The sequence below is a fragment of the Hymenobacter algoricola genome (genome assembly GCF_039539525.1).
GTDB lineage: Bacteria > Bacteroidota > Bacteroidia > Cytophagales > Hymenobacteraceae > Hymenobacter > Hymenobacter algoricola.
On record NZ_BAABDH010000114.1, the window covers coordinates 39,648 to 58,938 of the forward strand.

Here is a 19,291-nt window from a genome sequence, read left to right on the forward strand (position 1 = left end):
CGATACCGCCTGGGCCGTGTGCCGCCAGCTGAATCTGCGTAGCAACCCACCCGAGCTGACAGCGGCCATGCGCTACATTCTGCGGGCGCAGCTGGCTGCTCTACGCCGGCCCCAGCTACGCCGGCCCCAGGCGGCGCACGGGTTGGAGCCCTGGGCAATGACCACCGGTTTCTGCCTCGAAGCCCTGACCCGCTACCGTGCCCTGACTACTGCCGCGGCGGTTCCGGCTTAAAGCGGCTGGTGAATCCGCTCATTTTGCCGCCGCAGCCGCTGGCAGAGCACCCGCAGAATATTGCGCAGCACTTCCCCCCGCTCCTCCATCACGTCGTAGAAGTCATCCTGATCGAGGCGGAAGGCCAGCACGGGGCCCTGAGCCACGGCGGAAGCGGAACGGGGCTCGGCATCGAGCAGGGCCAACTCCCCGAAGAAGTCGCCCTTGCGGAAGGTGGCCAACTGCTGGCTACCGTTGAAGATTCCGACTTCTCCTTCGTAAGGAATGAACAGCGAGGTGCCCAGGTCGCCTTTGGCAAAGATCTGCTGGCCATCTTGGAAAGCGACTTCCTTCATGATGGGCACAATACTGCTGAGGACGTTTTCGGGCGTTTCGGCGAACAGGGGCGTGTTTTTCAGCACGCTGACCCGCTCGGCGGCCGCAATGCGGGCGGGTTCGGCAGAATGGCTCATAACGAGGGGGAAAACGGTGGGGTAAGCGGCTAAAAAGGACTGATACACCACGGGCTGTCTGGCCGCCAGCGCCGCCAGCCCGGCGAAGGCGCTTGCGCGGATGAGCTGGCTGGTGCTGCGCAGATGGGGCAGTAGTTGGGGCAGAGTGGCCGGCTCCGGCGCCCACTGGCGCAGGGCCACGCTGATGGTCCAGTCGGAAAAGGCCGCTTCGCCCTGCTGCACGATGCTGGGCACGATGGGCTGCGGCCGGATGGCGGCTCCGAACAGGCTGTCGAACGTGGCTACTTTTTCCGCCACGGGCATCAGATCCAGCAACGCCTGCAGGCCCTGGTACACCGACCGCGGGATGATATTGTCGAGAATTTCGAGGGCATTGGCCTGCCGCTCCCGGGTGGCGTGGGCCACGCCGCGCTGGGCGTCGGCAATGATGTGGGGCGGGTACAGCAGCAGCAGCAGCCCGAACACGCGCTGCTCGACGCGGGTCAGCTCGTAGCGCAGGGCCTGGCGCAGGGGCGCGTCGGCAGTGGCATCGAGGCCGTGGAGCAGGTGCTGGGCCAGGCGCATTTCCTGCTGCAGCAGCGCCTGAAAGCCGGCTGCATCGGCCGTGCCCGGCGCAAAACCCCGCAGGGCGCGCAGGGCCGCTTCGCGCCGAAACAAGTGGGGCTGCCGGGCCAGCTCGACGAGCACCTGCCGGCTGGCGGGCAGCGGGATCCGGCCCAGAATCTGCGCGAAGCGGCGGACCAGCGCCTCGTCCGTTGTCTTGCTCAGGGCGTCGCGCAAGCCGGGCACGGCGGCGGCGCCGAGGCGGGTGAGGCGGTCGGCGGCAGGCTGGCGGGTGGCTTTATCAGGAAGCAGACCAATGAGGTACTTCACCAGCTCCGGCTCCACGGCGGGGCTGGCGGCGGCTTCAGCACTCAGGCGGGTGGGGGCACCACCAGGTTCCCCTTCGAAGGTAAAGCGGCGGCTCAGGGCGTGCTGCAGCTCGGCCAGGTAGTGGCCGTAGGTGCGGTGCAGAAAGTACAGCGCCCCGGCCATCAGCAGCCCCATCCAGATAAATGACACGATCTGGCTGAAGGCGGGAGAGTCGTGCAGCCCAAACAGCAGCAGGCCGGTCAAGGCCATGCCCAGCGGCTCGTAGAAGCCCTTGGCCAGCGTGTGCGCCTGCAGCCGCTCGGGCGCGGGCAACGGCTGAAACAGCACCAGAAACACCGGGTCGAACACGGCCCGGCGCAGCACCTCCAGCCCCAGATACAGCCCACAGAAGTACAGCAGCAGCGTGCCCTCACCGGCGCCGCCGAACCAAAGGCCGTAGAATAGGCCGATGCCGCCGAGCACTAGTACCGGCAGCGCCAGCAGCATCCGACGCACTCCCACCCGCTCCAGAGCCTGCCCCGACAGCAGCAGCTTAAACACCATAGCCAGCAGATACGTGAGCGTCAGCACGCTGCCCACGTACTGCATCACGGTCGCCTGATCGTGGAACTTGTGCTTGACGTTGACGAAGAACGTGTACTCCACGCCCGTCGTGACGGCGGCAATGGCCGTCATGCTCAGGCAGATGGCCAGCACCATGCGGCTGTTGCCAAACCACTGCTGCAGCCGGGGCGCCACGCCCTGTTCCCGCTCCCGGCGGGCCGCGGGGCGGGCATCGAGGACGTGGAGATCGAGCGTGGTGCGCAACGTGTACAGCGCCCCCAGATAAGCCCCGAAGGCCAGCAGCAGCAGGTAGAGCAGGTCGGTGTGGGCGTGAATGAGAATGGCCAGCACCGCCCCCAGCGCCTTGGCGGGCATGTCGCCCGAGCTGATGACGCTGAACAGACGCTTGCCCTGGCGCACGTCGAACACCACCGCCGACACGCCCCAGAACTCCAGATTGGTGAGCAGGTAGATGACGCGGTAGCCGGCCATGATAGCCACGGCCGCGGCCACCGAATGGCCCGCGTACACCAGCACCCCCAGCACGCCCGTCAGCACCACCACGGCCAGCAGCACCCGCACGGCCAGCTGCTGCAGCAGCAGGTGGTGCTCGAAATGGGTGTAGACTTTGCCCACGGCCATCATTGCCAGCGCGGCCACGCCATAGGCCAGCGGCAGGCTTCGCTCGGGGTTATTTTCGAGCAGAATCACGTTGGCCGACACGTAGACCAGAATCGTCCCGATGCCCAGCAGGAAATTATGCAGGAAAAACAGCCAGACCGTCTTGCCCTCATCCGGTCGAATGCCCAGGGAACGGTACCACGTGGTAGGAATCATCAGGTAGCCTCCAAAATAACGAGAAGCAAGGTAGTGCCTTCTGCCTGAAATAACCGGCAAAATCCACCTGCCCCGCTCCGGAGGATACCCATGCCCAGCTACGCCCGGGCTTAGGCTGACAGTTCAACTACCAGGGCGGTAGAGCCGCCCGCGTCGTCATCGGTTACCAAAATCATTTCCCACCGCGCCGGGGCCAGCCGCCGGTACACGGCAATGCTTTCCACCTTGCCCCGGTAGGGCTGCCCGTCGGGCAGTTCGAGGCGGGTCAGCACCACGCTCTGCAGCGGCGGCTCCGCGGATAGCACGCCCACGAAGCTGCCCAGCACGGCGCCGTCGGCTACGGCATCCGCAGTGTCTTCCACGGAAGCCGTGATAAAGAGCTGCTCCTCAAACATGGTAGCCCCGGAAAAACCCGCGGGCCGGCCGTCGATAGTGGGCAGCTGGTAGAGCTGCGACCGGAAAGCCGGCACTTGGGTGGTCTGGCCCAGCAGAAAGTCCCAGGTGGCCGGCAGCGGCAGCCGGTACACCAGGTTGCCGCTGCCGGTGCCTACCGTCCGCTGAAACAGCAGTAGCTCCGTGGCCGAAGCCGCCGCCGCTTCCAGATTCAGCACCACGCCCGGGGGCAGAGCCGTGCGCAGGGCTGCGTACAGCCCACCCAAGGCCAGGGGCCGCACGGCAGCCACGCGGCTGTTGGCCGCAAACGTTACCCAGTAGCCTACTTCGCGGGCCGCCGTGGCCCCGGAGCCGCACAGCAGCAGCCCCGTTTCGCCGGTTGGTGTCGTCAGCACCGTCAGGCACTCCAGATCGGGCTTGAGGAGCTTGGGAATCCGGCCGGTGCCAAATTCGGTGGTATCGAACAGCGTAATCCGGTCGGTGATGGCCAGATTTTGCAAATCCAGGCAGTACAGAAACGGGGAGTCGTCGCCAACGATATAGGCCCGCGGCCCCAGCACCTCAATTCCCGAAGCCGAGGGAAGCCCCGCTAACTCCAACTGCCGACGAATTATAGCTTGCATGATCGTACCCGGAATAGGGCCTAATGAGACGTTGCTACTTGGTAATGGTAAACTCTACGCGGCGGTTGAGCTTGCGGGTATCCTCTTTGGCATTGCTGACCCGCGGTTTGGTGCCCCCAAAACCAATGGTGCTGATGCGCTCCTGGGCCACGCCGCGCGTAACGAGGTAGCGGCGTACTTCCGCCACCCGATCTTCGCTCAACTGCTGGTTCAGCTCGGCTTTGCCCTGGTTGTCGGTGTGGCCTTCCAGCCGGATACTCACGGCCGGATTATCGGTGAGCGTCCGGGCCAGGCGGTTCAGCTCGGCGTAGGAGGCCGGCAGCAGGCTGGACTTGCCCTGGGCAAAGATGAGCGTGGGCAGGTCGAGGCTGGCGCCCACGGCGGCGGGCACCAGCAGCAGGTCCCGGGTCAGGGAGCCAATCATTTTCACCGTATCGGTAGCCGTGAGGTAGCCTTTGCTGGCTGCCGCCACGCGGTAAGGCCCCTGGGGCAGGGTAAACTGGAACTGGCCGGAGGCGTCGGTGCGGGAGGTGGCGTTAAACGCTATTTCATTGCCCAGCCGGATGGCTTTTATTTCGGCTACCACCGGCTGCCGGGTTTTGGCATCCAGCACCCGCCCCTGAAGCAGGGCCCGCTGCGCAATGTTGGGCACCACGGGCGGCGGCGGCACCGTATCGGGCGGAGCAATGCCGGCGGCGGTGGCCCGAAACAGGTCGGCGGGGCCGTTGGCAGTACGGGAAGCGGCGTAGTAGGCCTGCTTGCCGTCGGGACTCAGCATGAAGTAAGCATCGAAGCCGGCCGTGTTGAGCGAAGGCCCCAGGTTGCGCGGCTCACTCCACGCCGTCCAGGTATCGTTGAGGCGGGTACTGACGAAGATATCGGAGCTGCCGTAGCCGGCGTGCCCATAAGAGGAGAAGTACAGGGTTTTGCCGTCGGGAGCCAGCCAGGGCGCAAACTCGAAGCCGGGAGAATTGAGCACTCCGCCCAGGTTGCGCGGCTCGGTCCAGCTGCCACCGCCGCCGGGCATACTTACGTAGAGGTCATTGCCCCCGAACGAGTCGCCGCGCTCCAAAGACAGCAGCAGCACCTTCTCGTCGGTGGTCTGAAAGAACGTGGTAGCCGCCGCGGCGGAGTAGTAGTTGCGGATATCAAGGGCTTCCGGGCGGCCGCTCTTGCTTTTGGGGCCGCCCCCGCGCGCCACTTTCGACAGGCCGTCGTCGCGGAAGGTGCCGTCCCGGTCGTAGGTGCCCCGCACGAGCAGCGTGCCGCCATCCGCGCCCAGCACGGCCATTACGCCATTGTTTTGCTGGGTATTCAGCGCGTCGAGCCGCTGGGCCGGCCCCCAGGTCTGGCCGCCGTCCGCCGTCTGGCTCACCCAGATGTCGCCGGAATCGGTGTTGCCTTCGGTATTGCCGGCAAACTTGGTGCGGGCCAGATACAGCGTCTTGCCGTCGGGCGTCAGCACCGGCTGCAGCTCGTTGCCCGGCGTATTGAGAGCCGTCAGCGGCTCGGCCTTCCCGAACCCCATCTGCCGCGAATCCAGGTTCAGGTGCAGCTTAAACAGGCGCCACTGCTGGGTAGCCCGGTTCATGGGCCGCTGCGATACGATGGCAGTACCGTTGAATTTGTCCGATGCGGCGACGGCCGCGCACTTTTCATTGCCGCGGTTCACCAGCTCAAAGCTGCCCGCCGGGCCGGCGGGCACCAGCTTCCACTGCTGGTAAAAGCCACCGGTCCAGGGCCGCTGGGTTATCACGGCGTTTTCATCGGGCTTTTCCACCGTCAGGCACTTGCCGCTGTGCTTGGCTTCCAAACGGTAGTACTCGCTGCCGGCGGCGGCCCGCACAAACCGCCACTGCTGGCTGGGCGCGTGCGTGAATTCCCACTGCACGGCCGGTACCCCGGCTTCGGCCGAGGAGCCGGTCAGGTCCAGGGAGCGGCCACTGCCCCGCGCCACCACGCCGTACCAGGCATTTTCATCGGGCTGGAAATTCCCTGGCTGGGCGTGACTTACCAAAGCCGGCAGCAGCAACAGCAGCAGTAAAAGGCAACGGAACGGATTGAGCATGCACGCGAAACGGATGGACTGGGGCGCAAGTTAGACGAAATCTGCGCGGCAGCCGGCACGCCCCCCACAACGCAAAGCGCCGTGCTTTTCCCGCCAGAGAAGCACGGCGCTTACTTAAAAACACCAGGTACTAAAAGGTTGCCGCGTTTAGCTGGCCGTGTTGTTAATGTACTTGAAGCGGACAAACCGCTCGTTCTCGTATATGGCCGTGAAATGCCCACCGGCAGCTTTCGGCTCAGTCCGGCGCTCCGCAACCCGGTTCGGAAGGGAAGCTGTTGGTACGGATGGGTAGGCCCCCGGCATCATACCGGGCACGTGGCAAATGAAGGAGAGGATCTTTGACGGCATGGTTTTTTTCCGTTAAAGTGAGAGATTAGGAGCAGATAGGTCGGGCTGGCTGAAAGGGCATTACGAAGAAACGTTCAAATTATTCTTGTTTCAACCACTTGTACAAATATAAAGATATTATTATTTGATTGACTATTGACAAGTAATTTTTTTCACCCGGGCTGCCAAAATACGTACTACCCCGGAACGCTTTACCCGTACTGGCACGGACAATGACATCCGTACCAGCACGGACACTTCCTTCTGCCGGAACCCATTGCCTTCCACAACCCCAATTGCCAAGGAGCGGAGGCAGGCTAGTAAAAGGGCTTTTCACCGGCAAAACGGTGGTTTACTCCGTCCTGCCCGGGCTTCGGGCTATTTGCCGCTTGCTGCTGAACTGCCCCGAACCAGCCTGCAGCCTTATCTGCGCCGATGGGCGCCCCAGTTAGCCGCCGCTGCGGGACAGCTCGGTCAAATAGGAGGATGGCGGTAACTTATAAGCTCGACGCTACTACCACCGCCCGGCCTCAGACGATGAGCTTGTGCCGCAGCGCGTACTGAATTAGTCCGACCACTGATTTGGAGTTGGTTTTGGTCAGAATGTTTTTGCGGTGCGTTTCCACCGTCCGCTCACTGATAAAAAGGGCTTCGGCAATGTGGGAGTTGGAGTACTCCTGGGCAATGAGCTGCAGAATCTCCCGCTCCCGGGTGGTCAGTCCCACGGGCTGACTGTCGCGGTTGGCCGGAATCTGCAGGTTGGCCAGCAGCGTGGTGCCAACCTCCGGGCTGAAGAACGTCTGGCCCTGCGCCACCTGCCGGATGGCGGTGCTCAGCTCGGCTTTGCTGGTATTCTTCAGCAGGTAGCCGCAACCGCCGGCCTGCAGCACCTGCGCGACGGAGGCATACTCATGCCCCATGCTCAGGGCCAGCACCCGGCAGTGAGGGAAGTCAGCGCTAATGGTCCGAATCAGGGCGGCACCCGCTGTCTGCGGCATGTTCAGGTCCAGAATGACCACGTTTACCTGCGGGTACGCTGCCAGTTGACGCAGCGCGTCCTCCTCGCTGCTGGCCTGCGCCACTACCCGGATTCCGGCTTCGTTTTTCAGTAAGGTCTTGATGCCCTCGATAACCAGCTGGTGGTCATCCACAATCATAACGTAAATCTGGGCGGAAGCGGCAGGTGTGGTAGGCATAGGTAGCGCGTGGAAATTCGGGTAGCAGAGCCCTCAAAGCTGATCCGGCCAGCGGCCGGGCACCCGACGGCAGGAGCCCGGCGGCTTTCAGCGCGTCAGAGCAGGCCTTATCAGCAGAGGCTCGGCCCGGGGTCCGGCAGCTGGCCGCGCCCCACTGGCAGCATGCTCCTAAACGGAGCAGCAACGACGAAATCACCGTCAACTGCCCGGCAATCTATTCATAATCCAGTATATAATATACATAAAAAGCTCCCGGGGGAGCCGGGAGCTTTTTATAGAACGGTACTGCAGCGCTGCGGCTACTGCATACCGTATTTGCCCTTGAACTTGTCGCGCAGGTATATCTGCTTGTTGGTCAGGTTGAAGGAGCGGCCGTCGATGAAGGCGCGGGTGACGTTGTTGGTGCGCATATCGAGCAGGTCGCCGGTGCTGACCACGAGCGTGGCCGACTTGCCGGCTTCGAGGCTGCCGTAGTCCTTGTCGATGCCCAGGATCCGGGCCGGGCTCAGGGTGACGGCCGTGAGAGCCTGTTCTTTGGTCAGGCCATTGCCGGCGGCGGTGCCGGCAATGAAGGCCAGGTTGCGGGCCCCGGGAGCTTCCATGCCGCCTTCGTAGTCGAGGCAGTAGCGGATGCCGGCGGCCTGCAGCTGGGCGGGCAGCTTGTAGGGCTGGTCGTAGTCGTCGCCGGCGCGGCGCGGCAGGGCGTGCACGCGCGACAAGATCACGGCCACGTCGTTCTGCTTGATGAAGTCGAGCATCATCCACGCGTCGCGGGCACCCACGATGGTTACCTTCTGCACCCCCAGGCGCTTGGCAAACCGCACGCCCTCGATGATTTCCTTGCCGTAGTCGGCGTGCAGAAACAGTGTTTTGGAGCCGTCGAACAGCCCGGCCATGGCCGAGAGGCGCAGGTTTTCGCGGCGGCCGGCGGGCAGGCTGCGGTAGGCCGAGGCTTCGGTGAGCAGTTGCTCGAGGTCGCGCAGCTGCTGCTGACGGGCCTTTTCGCGCTTTTCCAGGGCGGGGGCATCCTCGGCGGGGTTGAGCTTGAGAATCAGCGGCGGCCAGGTCAGGTGCAGGCCGTCGTCGGCCTTGATGGCCGCGTCCTGCCAGTTCCAGGCGTCGAGCTGCACAATGCTGCTCTGGCCCGAGATGATGCCGCCGCGGGGCGTAATCTGGGCCAGCAGCACGCCGTTGGTGCGCACGGTGGGCAGGATGTCGGAGTCGGTGTTGTAGGCAATCAGGGCGCGCACGTTGGGGTTGATGGCGCCCACCTCGGCCTCGTCCACAGTGGCGCGGATGGCTTCCACTTCGGTCAGGCCGAGGGTGGTGTTGGGCAGAATCAGGCCGGGGTAAATCTGCTGGCCCTGCACGTTGACCACCTCGTAGGCCGCTTTGTCGAGCGGGAAGCCGGCCTGGGCGCCGGCGTAGGTGAGGCGGCCCTTGTCGAAGGCCACGGCGGCGTCGGGAATCACGGTGCCGTTGCCCACGTGCAGCGTGCCGCCCAGCAGCAGCAGGGGCTTGCTCTGGGCCGGGGCCGGCGTGGGTACCTGGGCCAGGGCCGCGCGGCCCGCCAGGGTGAGCGTGAGCAGGAAAAGAGAAGAGCGTAAACGCATAGAAAAGTCGGGAAAATGCTGGTGGAAGAGTCCGGAAATCGTTGGGGAGCGTCCGGAAGTCGTTGGGGAGTGCCCGGAAGTCGTTGGGGAGTGCCCGGAAGTCGTTGGGGAGAGTCCGGGAACCGTTGTGGGGAGTCCGGGAATCGTTGGAATAGATCAGGCGGTCATGGCTGCCTCTGGCGTCCGCGAAGTCGAAGCATCTCGCGGGGCGTCGGTTTGATTGGTAATCAGACGTCAGCCCGCGAGATTCCTCGGCTTTGCTCGGAATGACGTCCCTTTTTGCCGTTCCTTTCTGCCGTTCCGATTCATCAGCTTCTCCTTACTTGTCCAGTTCCTTGCCTTCGCCCATCGTGTCGCAGTGGAAGTGGCCGTTGGGCTTGGCGGTGGGCGTCTGGGTGGGGGCGCCGGACTTCTTGGCGGCCAGCATCTTCTGGATGATGCGGAGCCGCTCCTTCTGCACGTCCTGGCGCATCTTTACATCCGACTCCACGTCGAACAGCTGGCGGCCATCGACGAAGGTGCGCTCGGCGTGGGCGTAGATGCTCAGCGGGTTGTCGGACCACAGCACCACGTCGGCGTCCTTGCCTTCCTTGATGCTGCCCATGTGCGCGTCGAGGTGAAGCATCTTGGCCGGGTTGATGGTCACCAGCTTCAGGGCTTCCTCTTCCGAGAGGCCGCCGTACTTCACGGTTTTGGCTGCTTCCTGGTTGAGGCGGCGGCTCATTTCGGCGTCGTCGGAGTTGATGGCCACGTTCAGGCCGGCGTCGTGCATGATGGCCGCGTTGTAGGGAATGGCGTCGCGCACTTCATTTTTGTAGGCCCACCAGTCGGAAAACGTGCTGGCGCTGGCGCCGTGGGCTTTCATCTTGTCGGCCACCTTATAGCCTTCCAGAATGTGGGTAAAGGTATTCACCTTGAAGCCCAGGCGGTCGGCCACGCCCAGCAGCATGTTGATTTCGCTCTGCACGTAGCTGTGGCAGGAAATGAAGCGCTGCTTGTTGAGGATTTCCACCAGGGCATCCAGCTCCAGGTCGCGGCGGGGGGCCTCGCCTTTCTTCTGCTGCCCTTTGCCCAGCTTGTTCCAGGCTTTCCACTCCTGCTCGTACTCCTTGGCCCGGGTGAAGGCATCCACGAACACCTGCTCGGTGCCCATGCGCGTCTGCGGGAAGCGCAGCACGTTCAGCTCGCCCCAATTGCTTTGCTTCACGTTTTCGCCCAGGGCAAACTTGATAAAGCCGTCGGCACCCTGAATCTTCATCTGCTCGGGCGTCATGCCCCAGCGCAGCTTGATCAGCGCCGACTGCCCCCCGATGGGGTTGGCCGAGCCGTGCAGCAGCTGCGAAGCCACCACGCCGCCGGCCAGGTCGCGGTACACGTCGATGTCCTCGCCGTCGACCACGTCGCTCACGCGTACCTCGCTGGTCACGGCCTGGGTACCCTCGTTGACGCCCTCACTGATGGCAATATGGGAGTGCTCGTCGATGATGCCGGGGGCCAGGTGCTTGCCGGTGCCGTCGATGCTGCGGCCACCGCTGGGCACGCTCAGGTTTTTACCGATTTTCTGGATTTTGCCGTTTTGCAGCAGCACGTCGGTGTTTTCGAGCTTGCCGGCGGCTTCGCTGGTCCACACCGTGGCGTTCTTGATGAGCACCGTTTCCTGCCGGGGCACCTCCGGGCGGCCGAAGGCCACGAACGGATACAGCAGCTGGCCGAGCACGATGGGCTCGGGAGCCTTGGCCGAGTCGCGGCGGGCGGCGCGGGTGGCTTCCTCCTGGCGCTGGGCGCTCCACTTCACGGCCGTGGCGTCGGGCAGCTGCCCGTCGCCCTGGAGCAGGCGGCCTTCGGGGGTGTAGTAGCCGCTCAGGCGCACCGAGCCGCTGTTTTTGGTCTTGGGCGTGGGGTTGTACACGATGGTGGCCAGCTCGCCGGTAATCAGCAGGGAGCCGCGCACGGTGTCTTTGGGCGCCATCACCAGCCGCATTTCGGGCGCTTCGGGCTTGCCGGCCACCAGCATCTGCACCTCGGGCTGCCCGGCCACTTTCAGCGTGTACACCCCGCGGTAGTCGGCGGGCACGGTGCTGAGCTGGTACCGCTCGCCCTGCACCCAGTTGTCGAGCAGCACGTTGTCGTCGGCAAACAGGCGGGTGGAGCACACCAGGAAGTTGGCCTGCATCCCCGCTTTCAGGCTGCCGACCTGGTTCTGGGCCTTGATCAGCTCGGCGGGGGTGGCGGTGAGGGCGCGCAGGGCCTGCTCCTCGGTCAGGCCGTACTGAATGGCCTTTCTGAGGTTGGGCATAAACTTCTTTTTGTCCTTGAGGTCGGCGGCCGACAGCGCGAAGGGCACGCCGGCTTTGGCCAGCAGCCCGGCGTTGGCGGGCGCCATTTCCCAGTGCTTGAGCTCACTCAAATCGATGCGGGAAGCGTCGTAGACGTCGTCCACGTTGTAGGCATCGGGGAAGTTGAGGCTGACGATGAGCGGGGCCTTGGTGGCCTGAATGTCGGGCAGGCGCTGGTACTCGTCGCCGGCCCCTTTCAGGATGTACTGGGTGCCAAACTCGTCCCCCACCTTATCGGCCCGCAGCGCCGACTGCTTGTCGCGCACCACAAAAATCTGGGGCAACGCGCGCTGCTGGTTGAAGGCCCTGAGCGACAGGTTCTGCTCCCGGGCCGGGCTGCGCTGGTTCCAGTCGGCGTCGAGGTAGGTCTGGCGCAGCAGGGCGATGCTGCCCATCAAGGAGCTGGGGTAGTCCTGGGTGCTGGTGCCCTTGTCGAAAGAGTAGGCCGTGGCGGCGCGGTCGGTGAGCACCAGCTCCTGCTCCTTGCGGCTGGTATTGAGGCTGACCAGGGCGGCCGTGCCGCGCACGATGCCGTCGGGCTGCTGGGTGAGCACTGCCCCGAAGCCCAGCTTGCGGTACGCATCGGCCTGCTCTTCGTTGACTTTGAAGAGCTCGGCAGCGTTGACTTCAGGATGCACGGCCTGGTTCCAGTCGTAGGCCCCGGCTTTCTGGCTCTCAAACTGCGGGCCGCTGCGGCGGCCCTGCCGCTCGGCGGCTTTCACCTCGGGCACGCCGTAGCTGGCGTACAGATCCACGAAGCCGGGGTAGATGAACTTGCCTTTCAGGTCCTGCACCACGGCCCCGGCCGGAATCTTCACCGCCGTACCGACGGCTTCCACTTTGCCGTCCCGAATCAGCAGCGTGGCGTCGGTTAGGCGGGTTTTGTAGTCGGTGAAGATGGTGGCGTGGGTGAAGGCGTAGAGCCCCGGGCGCTGGTCGTACACGCCGTTGCGCGGATATGTGCTGGGCTGCTGGGCATAGGCGGCGGCGCTGCTGAGCAGCAGCGTGCCGGCCAGGCCTAATCGGCGTAAAAAGTCGGACATAGAAAACAGTACGGGTTGGGAAATAAGAGTCGGGACAGAAAGGTAGCGGCGGCGGGGCTAATTCCCGCCGCCGGGCCAAAGAAACCAAGCGGCGCGGCAGGTTGCAGGCCGGATAGTACTTTCGGGCATTCGTCTTCTCTTCTTACACATTCCCCTATATCTATGGTGCGTCGTTTCTCACTGCCCAGCCGATGGGCCGTAGCCGCGCTAAGCCTGCTGGCCCCTCCGCTCCGGGCGCAGTCAGTTGCCCCGGCTCCTATCGATACGGCGGCGCTGACGGCGTCCCTGCGCCAGCACTGGCAGCAGTCCGATTTTCCGGGTTTTGCCGTGGCGGTGGTGCGGCCGCAGGGCATCGTGTACGAGCACGGGTTCGGCTACGCCAACAAAGCCCGGCAGACGCCCTACACGCCGACTACCGTGCAGGGCGTGGGCTCGGTCAGCAAAACGCTTATCGGGGTAGCGCTGCTGCAGGCGGCGGCCGAGGGCCGGCTCCGCCTCGACCAGCCCGTGAATGAGTTGCTGCCTTTTGCCGTGCACAATCCCTATTTCCCCGGCCAGCCCATCACCCTGCGCCACCTGGCTACCATGACGGCCGGCCTCACCGACGCCCAGGGCTTTTACAACCGGCACGCCTACGCCAAGGGCCACTCTTCTCCGCTAAGCAATGCCGAATACCTGCGCCGCACGCTCAGCCCTGCGGGAAAGTGGTTTAGCCGCCGCCGCTTCGTGCCCCACGCCCCGGGCACCTACTACGCCTACAGCAACGAAAGCGCGGCCCTGGCGGCGCTGGCCCTGGAAAAAGCTACCGGCCAGCCGTTCGACCAGTATACCCGCCAGCGGATTCTGCTGCCGCTGGGCATGACGGACTCGGGCTGGCACTTTGCCGAAACCGACTCGGCCCGCCATGCCACCCTCTACGACCAGCGCGGGCGCGTGGTGCCGCCCTACTACACCATCACCTACCCCGACGGCGGCCTGCTCACCAGCACCCACAGTTTAGCGTTGTACCTGCGCGGCATTCTGAATCCGGCCAGCCCCGGGGCGCCGCTACCACCCGCCGCCCGCGACTCGCTGCTGTTTCCGCAGTTCCGGGAGGGCCACCCGCCCCAACACCTCGACCCCGCCGAGCCTCAGCAGGCCCTGTTCTGGGCGCACCGGCGCAACGGCACCATCGGCCACACCGGCGGCGACGCGGGGCTGACCACTTTTCTTTTTTTCGACCCCAAAACCCTGACTGGTAAAATATTCGTTACCAACACGGAGCTACACAGCTCCCCCCGGAGCCTGGCGCAGTTTCAGGCCATCTGGAAGCTGCTGGATCAGGTGCCGTAAGGTGATCTTCCACGGGCTACCGGGGCCTTCCATGACATTGTTTTATCATCCAGCCCATGCGCAAAGGCACCCAAGTCACCTGGAAATACGGCACCGGCACGGCTACCGGCAAGATTGAGGAAACCCACAAGGACAGTATAACCCGCAGGCTGCAGGGGGCCGAAATCACCCGCCACGGCACCCCCGAAAACCCCGCCTTCGTCATTGTGCAGGAAAGCGGCGACCGGGTACTCAAGCTGCAGAGCGAGGTGAAGGCGGCGGCGGCAAAAACCAAGAAGTAGGCAAAAAGCCCCGCCAGCAGCAGCTGACGGGGCTTTTAAGCTTTCGTTAGAAAAGGAGCTTCTAACGATTGTTATCGTTGGGCTCAATAAAGGCCTGCTCTTCCATTTCGGTCGGCATGACCACGATGCCCTTTTGCAGCATCGAGTTGCGCTTGCCGTAGAGGAAGTACACGATGAAGCCCAGGATCATCCAGCCCAGGGCCACTTTCAGCGTAAACGAGTCGAGGGCCAGAATCATGCTCGTGCAGACCAGCACGCCCATGATGGGCACGAAGGGAAACGACGGCGACGAGAGCGGGGCCCGGAACGGCCGCGGCTGATCCGGATCGGAGCGGCGCATGATCCAGATGCCGGCCGATACCAGCACGAAGGCCAGCAGCGTCCCGAACGAGGTCAGGTCGCCTGCCAGGGAGCCGGGTACGAAGGCGGCGAAGCCACCCACGAAGATCAGCAGGGCAATGTTCGACTTATAAGGCGTGCCGAAGCGCGGGTGCAGCTCCGAGAAGGCCTTCGGCATCAGGCCGTCCTTGGCCATGGAGAAGAACACGCGGCTCTGCCCCATCAGCATTACCAGGATTACGGAGGAGAAACCCAGCAGGATGGCCACCGTCACGGCCGTGCTCAGCCACTCGTAGCCGGGCATGTGGGCCTTGATGGCGTAGGTCACGGACGCCTCGCCGCCTTTGGCCGGGTCGGCAAACTCGCGCCAGTTGGCCACCCCCGTCAGCACGTGGCCGAACAGGATGTAGAGCACGGTGCAGACGGCCAGCGAGCCGAGGATACCGATGGGCATGTCGCGCTTGGGGTTCTTGGCTTCCTGGGCCGCGGTGCTCACGGCATCAAAGCCGATAAAGGCGAAGAACACGATGGCCGCGCCGCCCAGAATACCGCCCCAGCCGTGCTTGTTCCACTGCGTGTACTCGCGCACCACGGTGCCGGCCGCATTTTTCACGGGCTCGGCATTCTCCGGAATCAGGTAGGGCGTGTGGTTGGCGGGGTCGATGAACTGCCAGCCGACGGCAATGAAAATCAGTACGATGGCCACTTTCAGCACCACTACTACCGCGTTGAACATGGCCGACTCCTGCGTGCCCTTGATCAGCAGCAGCGACAGGGCCACGATGATCAGCAGCGCGGGCAGGTTGATCAGGCCGTGCTCGGTCACGCCGTTCACCACGGCGCTTTCGAAGGGCGAGTGGCTTAAATTATACGGTATGCTGGTGCCGAAGACCTCCAGCAGCTTGTTCAGGTATTCACTCCAGGCAATGGACACCGTAGCGGCCCCCAGCGCGTATTCCATAATCAGGGCCCAGCCAATCACCCAGGCCACAAACTCGCCCATGGTGGTGTAGGCGTAGGTGTAGGCCGAGCCGGCAATCGGAATCATGGCGGCAAACTCGGCGTAGCACAGGCCGGCAAACACGCAGCCAATGGCGGCCACGATAAAGGCCAGCGTGACGCCGGGGCCCGAAGCCTGGGCCGCGGCGGCGGCCGTGCGCACAAACAGGCCGGCGCCGATGATGGCGCCCACGCCCAGCGCCACGAGGTTGCCGGCGCCCAGCGTCCGCTTCAGCGTGCCGTGACCGGTGGAATTAGCCTCGCCCAACAGCTGGGCGAGTGGTTTTTTGGCGAAAATATTTGCCATACAGGAAGAAAGAGAGAAGAAGGAAAGATGAAAGGTTGGGGAGGCGAAAAATCACTATGGAGAGCCCGAATATAGGCGATAATCGGAAACCCTGCGCCAAAGAGAGCCGCCGGACGGGTTGGTTGCACTGCCGCCCCGGTCTTTTGCGGGCATTACCGCGCCCGGCAGTTCTTCCGTTAAACTTCCGCCGCCCCGGACAATCCAAGCCGCATCTTTCCCCTCGAAAAGCCTTCAACCATGAAAAAGATCCTGATTCTACTGGCCGCCTTTGCCCTGACGGCCGGCACTGCCTCGGCCCAAACCGGGACGACCCGCCCCGTGCGCACGGACCTGGCAGACCGCACCCCCGAGCAGCAGGCCGACATGCAGGCCAAGCGCCTCACCAAAGCCCTGCACCTGAGCGCCGACCAGAGCGACAAAGTCCGGCAGATAAGCCTGGCCCGCGCTACCGAGCTGCAGAATTTGCGCGGCAAATACGCTTCCAACGGCAGCCGCCAGGGTATGGGCCAGGATATGAACGCCCTGCGCGACAAGTACGATATCGAGCTGAAAGCCGTGCTTTCCGCCGAGCAGTACGCCAAGTATGACCAGATCCGCGACGACAAGGTGGACAAGCGCAAGGAGAAGATGAAGGACGGCAAAATGAAAGTTAAGAGCTAAGGCCTCCTGCAAGCCCCACCAAAAAGCCCCGACCATACTTATTGGTCGGGGCTTTTTGGTGGGGCTTGGCGTCGCTTAGGCCCCGGGCGAATCTGACGGCGGGAGAAGCAGGAATCCAACGAGCTGGTTTTTGAGCATAATTCGCCGCGTGCGCACCCCGCCCGCCGCCGACAAGCACTACCTGGCACAATCCCGGCGTAGCGCTGGCCAGATCTGGCGGGTGCTGAGCAGCGGAAAAGCGGAAGTGTGGCCGCAGCTGACCGGCCGCCGCTTGGCCGGCGCCGGAAAAAGCCGTGGCTGACGCCTGACGGCCGGCGAACCGGATAACCGGTAGCAGGCTTAACATTAACCTTTCTATTGACTATGGAGCTACCTGCCGATTCTGCCGGACTCCAAATCCGGCCGCTGATTTGAACCCGGGTATTCCGGAGTGGTTTGTTATATTTGACTTATTCGCGCCGGCCGTTTAGTCCGCCGCCCCACCAATGTTTCACCCCATGAGCCCCCTGCCCAGTAGTACCGCCTCGGTTCAGATCCAGCAATTTTACGACAAGGGCTTGGCCCACGCCAGCTACGCCATCCGCGCCGGTCGGCAGATTGCCATCATCGATCCGGGGCGCGACCCGCAGCCGTACTACGACTTTGCCGACGAGCACGAAGCCCGCATTGTAGCGGTGATTGAAACCCACCCGCACGCCGATTTCGTGTCGTCGCACCTGGAAATAGCCGACGAGACCGACGCGACCATCTACTGCAGCAAGCTGGTGAAAGCCGGCTACCCCCACCGCACCTTCGACGACGGCGACCGAATCACGCTGGGCCCGGTGGAGCTGCACGCCATCAACACCCCCGGCCACTCCCCCGACAGCATCAGCATTCTGCTGCTCGATGAGCTGGCCCAGTCCCGCGCCATCTTCACCGGCGACACGCTCTTCGTGGGCGACGTGGGCCGGCCCGATCTGCGCGAAGACGACAACGTGGGCGGCCACAAGCGCGAAGACCTCGCCGCCATGCTCTACGACAGCACCCGCCGCCGGCTCATGACGCTGCCGCCCACCACCAAGGTGTACCCGGCCCACGGCCCCGGCTCGCTCTGCGGCAAAACTACCAGCCCCGACCTCGACAGCACCATCGGCAAGGAGCTCAAAACCAACTACGCCCTGCAGCCCATGTCGCAGGACGAGTTTATCCGGGTGCTGCTCGAAGACCAGCCCTTCATGCCCAAGTATTTCAGCCACGACGTGCAGCTCAACAAGGCCGGCGCGCTGCCCTTCGAGGACAGCATCCGGGCCGTGCCGCGCCTGCAGCCCGACGCCCACCTCGAAGCCGGCGTGCTTATCATCGACACCCGCCCCCAGGCCGAGTTCAAGAAAGGCCACCTGCCCGGCGCCCTCAACCTGCAGGACGGCGGCAAGTTTGAAACCTGGCTGGGCTCCGTGGTCGATCCGCGGGAACAGTTCTACCTGCTGGCCGATTCGCAGATTGCCCTGGATACCGTCATCCGCAAAACTGCCAAAATCGGCTACGAGGGCCTGATTAAAGGCGCCCTGCTTACCCCTGCCCAGCTCACCGCCACCAGCCCGGCCACCGACGTCGAGCAGGTGCGCGAGCATCCGGAGCAGTTCACCATCGTCGATATCCGCAACCGCGCCGAAGCCAAGCAGCCCGTTTTCGCCGATGCGCTGGTGATTCCGCTGCCCGAGCTGCGGGAGCGGGCCCACGAGGTGCCCACCGGCAAGCCCATTCTGGTGCACTGCGCCGGCGGCTACCGCTCCGCGGCCGGCAGCAGCATCCTGGAAGCCGCGCTGCCGGGCGCCGAAATCTACGATCTGGGCGAGGCCATTACCGAGTTTCAGAAGCAGGCGGTGCATTAGGTTTCGATAATTCAAGAACAGCGTGAAGCGTCCAGCACCGGTATGCTTCACGCTATTTTTTTCTTTATAAATATTTTGGTCGTGTGTTACTCAAGTAGATTCAGCTGTTTGGAAGAAAAAGTGGTGGATGAATAGGGCGATAACGCCGTCGTGAAAGAAGCTCTTTTTCGAGAAGCAAATCGTCTTGCGAGTCAGACGTTTAATCCGGGTGCGCAGCGTCAGATGTTTGCGTTCCAGACGCTGCAGCTGCGCCTTGTCTTCCACGTGCTGCTCGGCCGGCAGCCGGTCCACGTAGGCCCACCAGGCATCGGTAATCCACAGCGCCACTGTCAGGCCGGCCTGGGTCAGCACCTGGCGCAGGCGCTCAAACGTAGCATGGGTGCGCCGGCCAAACACGTAGGCCACGACCTGACCAGTGGCCACATTCTGCACCCACCACAGCCAGCGGGGCTGTTGCTTGCGGCCCACATAGGACCACATTTCGTCGGCGTAAAGCCGCAGATTCGCCGGCTGTCGGCCCCTATAGGCCGGATGCACGCACGGGTGCTGGGTCAACTGCTCGATCTTTTTTTTAGCTGGGCCATGACCGTTTGCGGGCTGATGCCCAACACGCGGGCCGTGTCGCGGATGCCACTGCCGTTCAGCGCCAGCTCCTCAATTTTATCGGCTGTACCCGCCTGACAGCCCGTATGTTTATAATGCAGATGAAAGCGGCGACGGCAGGCCGTGCACCGGTAACCCTGCCGCCCATCGGCCGTGCGGCCATGTCGATACACCGCTTCGGGCTGGAGGCAATACGGACAAACAACCGCTTCGTAGACCATGCCCCAAAATACAAATTTCTACCTTGCTAACACACGACCGGAAAAGCAAATAATCATTATTTAAAGCACCAGCGATAAACAAGTTTAACCAGAGACTACCCCACCAAAGTAGCAAGGCCTACTCTTGCCGCCCGGAGCT

General features: G+C 63.5%; 14 protein-coding genes. 5 read left to right on the forward strand and 9 right to left on the reverse strand.

All coding sequences use genetic code 11. The features are described from left to right. Positions 1-16 precede the first annotated feature (16 nt). The gene (locus tag ABD842_RS20740; RefSeq protein ID WP_345117957.1) at positions 17-232 is read left to right on the forward strand and encodes a hypothetical protein; all 216 of its coding nucleotides are present in this window, start codon (positions 17-19) and stop codon (positions 230-232) included. Here ABD842_RS20740 and ABD842_RS20745 read toward each other — a convergent pair. The 6 genes from ABD842_RS20745 to ABD842_RS20770 all read right to left on the reverse strand — a co-directional run bounded on the left by ABD842_RS20745 (position 229) and on the right by ABD842_RS20770 (position 12,536). Further along, positions 229-2,937: a cyclic nucleotide-binding domain-containing protein gene (locus tag ABD842_RS20745; RefSeq protein ID WP_345117958.1), complete on the reverse strand. Its 2,709-nt coding sequence runs from the start codon at positions 2,935-2,937 to the stop codon at positions 229-231. The two genes, ABD842_RS20740 and ABD842_RS20745, sit on opposite strands and share 4 nt — an antisense overlap. A gap of 110 nt (positions 2,938-3,047) precedes the next feature. Continuing rightward, on the reverse strand, positions 3,048-3,953 hold the full coding sequence (locus ABD842_RS20750; RefSeq protein WP_345117959.1) for a DUF6929 family protein: 906 nt from the start codon (positions 3,951-3,953) through the stop codon (positions 3,048-3,050). 34 nt (positions 3,954-3,987) lie between these two features. Next, positions 3,988-6,021 (reverse strand): RICIN domain-containing protein, encoded by a 2,034-nt coding sequence (locus ABD842_RS20755; protein WP_345117960.1) that lies wholly within the window; start codon positions 6,019-6,021, stop codon positions 3,988-3,990. A gap of 857 nt (positions 6,022-6,878) precedes the next feature. After that, on the reverse strand, positions 6,879-7,544 hold the full coding sequence (locus ABD842_RS20760; RefSeq protein ID WP_345117961.1) for a response regulator: 666 nt from the start codon (positions 7,542-7,544) through the stop codon (positions 6,879-6,881). A gap of 299 nt (positions 7,545-7,843) precedes the next feature. Next, positions 7,844-9,157: an amidohydrolase family protein gene (locus tag ABD842_RS20765; protein ID WP_345117962.1), complete on the reverse strand. Its 1,314-nt coding sequence runs from the start codon at positions 9,155-9,157 to the stop codon at positions 7,844-7,846. Between the two features lie 319 nt (positions 9,158-9,476). Further along, positions 9,477-12,536 carry an amidohydrolase family protein gene (locus ABD842_RS20770; protein ID WP_345117963.1) on the reverse strand — a complete coding sequence of 1,020 codons (3,060 nt, stop codon included), beginning with the start codon at positions 12,534-12,536 and terminating at the stop codon, positions 9,477-9,479. A gap of 162 nt (positions 12,537-12,698) precedes the next feature. Here ABD842_RS20770 and ABD842_RS20775 point away from each other — a divergent pair, with 162 nt between their 5' ends. Together ABD842_RS20775 and ABD842_RS20780 are read left to right on the forward strand one after the other, a co-directional pair. Further along, positions 12,699-13,868, forward strand: a complete 1,170-nt coding sequence (locus tag ABD842_RS20775) for a serine hydrolase domain-containing protein (RefSeq protein WP_345117964.1) — start codon at positions 12,699-12,701, stop codon at positions 13,866-13,868. A gap of 56 nt (positions 13,869-13,924) precedes the next feature. Next, the gene (locus tag ABD842_RS20780) at positions 13,925-14,149 is read left to right on the forward strand and encodes a hypervirulence associated TUDOR domain-containing protein (protein WP_345117965.1); all 225 of its coding nucleotides are present in this window, start codon (positions 13,925-13,927) and stop codon (positions 14,147-14,149) included. Positions 14,150-14,210: 61 nt separating this feature from the next. On the opposite strand, the gene ABD842_RS20785 is transcribed toward ABD842_RS20780, so the two are convergent. After that, positions 14,211-15,794, reverse strand: coding sequence for an amino acid permease (locus ABD842_RS20785; protein WP_345117966.1), 1,584 nt, complete (start codon positions 15,792-15,794; stop codon positions 14,211-14,213). A 237-nt stretch (positions 15,795-16,031) separates the two neighbouring features. On the opposite strand from ABD842_RS20785, the gene ABD842_RS20790 reads away from it, so the two are divergent. Both ABD842_RS20790 and ABD842_RS20795 read left to right on the forward strand, forming a co-directional pair. Next, complete coding sequence (locus ABD842_RS20790; RefSeq protein WP_345117967.1) at positions 16,032-16,454, forward strand: hypothetical protein; 423 nt, start codon at positions 16,032-16,034, stop codon at positions 16,452-16,454. Between the two features lie 497 nt (positions 16,455-16,951). Next, positions 16,952-18,328: an MBL fold metallo-hydrolase gene (locus ABD842_RS20795; protein WP_345117968.1), complete on the forward strand. Its 1,377-nt coding sequence runs from the start codon at positions 16,952-16,954 to the stop codon at positions 18,326-18,328. A 90-nt stretch (positions 18,329-18,418) separates the two neighbouring features. Here ABD842_RS20795 and ABD842_RS20800 read toward each other — a convergent pair whose 3' ends face one another. Together ABD842_RS20800 and ABD842_RS20805 are read right to left on the reverse strand one after the other, a co-directional pair. Then, positions 18,419-18,865 carry an IS1 family transposase gene (locus tag ABD842_RS20800; RefSeq protein WP_345118035.1) on the reverse strand — a complete coding sequence of 149 codons (447 nt, stop codon included), beginning with the start codon at positions 18,863-18,865 and terminating at the stop codon, positions 18,419-18,421. Positions 18,866-18,879: 14 nt separating this feature from the next. Continuing rightward, complete coding sequence (locus ABD842_RS20805; protein ID WP_345117969.1) at positions 18,880-19,152, reverse strand: IS1-like element transposase; 273 nt, start codon at positions 19,150-19,152, stop codon at positions 18,880-18,882. Positions 19,153-19,291 lie beyond the last annotated feature (139 nt).

Excerpts from the sequence above, each read along its gene's own strand:
- ABD842_RS20745 (WP_345117958.1), bottom strand. The coding sequence starts at position 2,937 with ATGATTCCTACCACGTGGTACCGTTCCCTGGGCATTCGACCGGATGAG.
- ABD842_RS20750 (WP_345117959.1), bottom strand. The coding sequence starts at position 3,953 with ATGCAAGCTATAATTCGTCGGCAGTTGGAGTTAGCGGGGCTTCCCTCG.
- ABD842_RS20755 (WP_345117960.1), bottom strand. The coding sequence starts at position 6,021 with ATGCTCAATCCGTTCCGTTGCCTTTTACTGCTGCTGTTGCTGCTGCCG.
- ABD842_RS20760 (WP_345117961.1), bottom strand. The coding sequence starts at position 7,544 with ATGCCTACCACACCTGCCGCTTCCGCCCAGATTTACGTTATGATTGTG.
- ABD842_RS20765 (WP_345117962.1), bottom strand. The coding sequence starts at position 9,157 with ATGCGTTTACGCTCTTCTCTTTTCCTGCTCACGCTCACCCTGGCGGGC.
- ABD842_RS20770 (WP_345117963.1), bottom strand. The coding sequence starts at position 12,536 with ATGTCCGACTTTTTACGCCGATTAGGCCTGGCCGGCACGCTGCTGCTC.
- ABD842_RS20775 (WP_345117964.1), top strand. The coding sequence starts at position 12,699 with ATGGTGCGTCGTTTCTCACTGCCCAGCCGATGGGCCGTAGCCGCGCTA.
- ABD842_RS20780 (WP_345117965.1), top strand. The coding sequence starts at position 13,925 with ATGCGCAAAGGCACCCAAGTCACCTGGAAATACGGCACCGGCACGGCT.
- ABD842_RS20785 (WP_345117966.1), bottom strand. The coding sequence starts at position 15,794 with ATGGCAAATATTTTCGCCAAAAAACCACTCGCCCAGCTGTTGGGCGAG.
- ABD842_RS20790 (WP_345117967.1), top strand. The coding sequence starts at position 16,032 with ATGAAAAAGATCCTGATTCTACTGGCCGCCTTTGCCCTGACGGCCGGC.
- ABD842_RS20795 (WP_345117968.1), top strand. The coding sequence starts at position 16,952 with ATGAGCCCCCTGCCCAGTAGTACCGCCTCGGTTCAGATCCAGCAATTT.
- ABD842_RS20805 (WP_345117969.1), bottom strand. The coding sequence starts at position 19,152 with ATGGTCTACGAAGCGGTTGTTTGTCCGTATTGCCTCCAGCCCGAAGCG.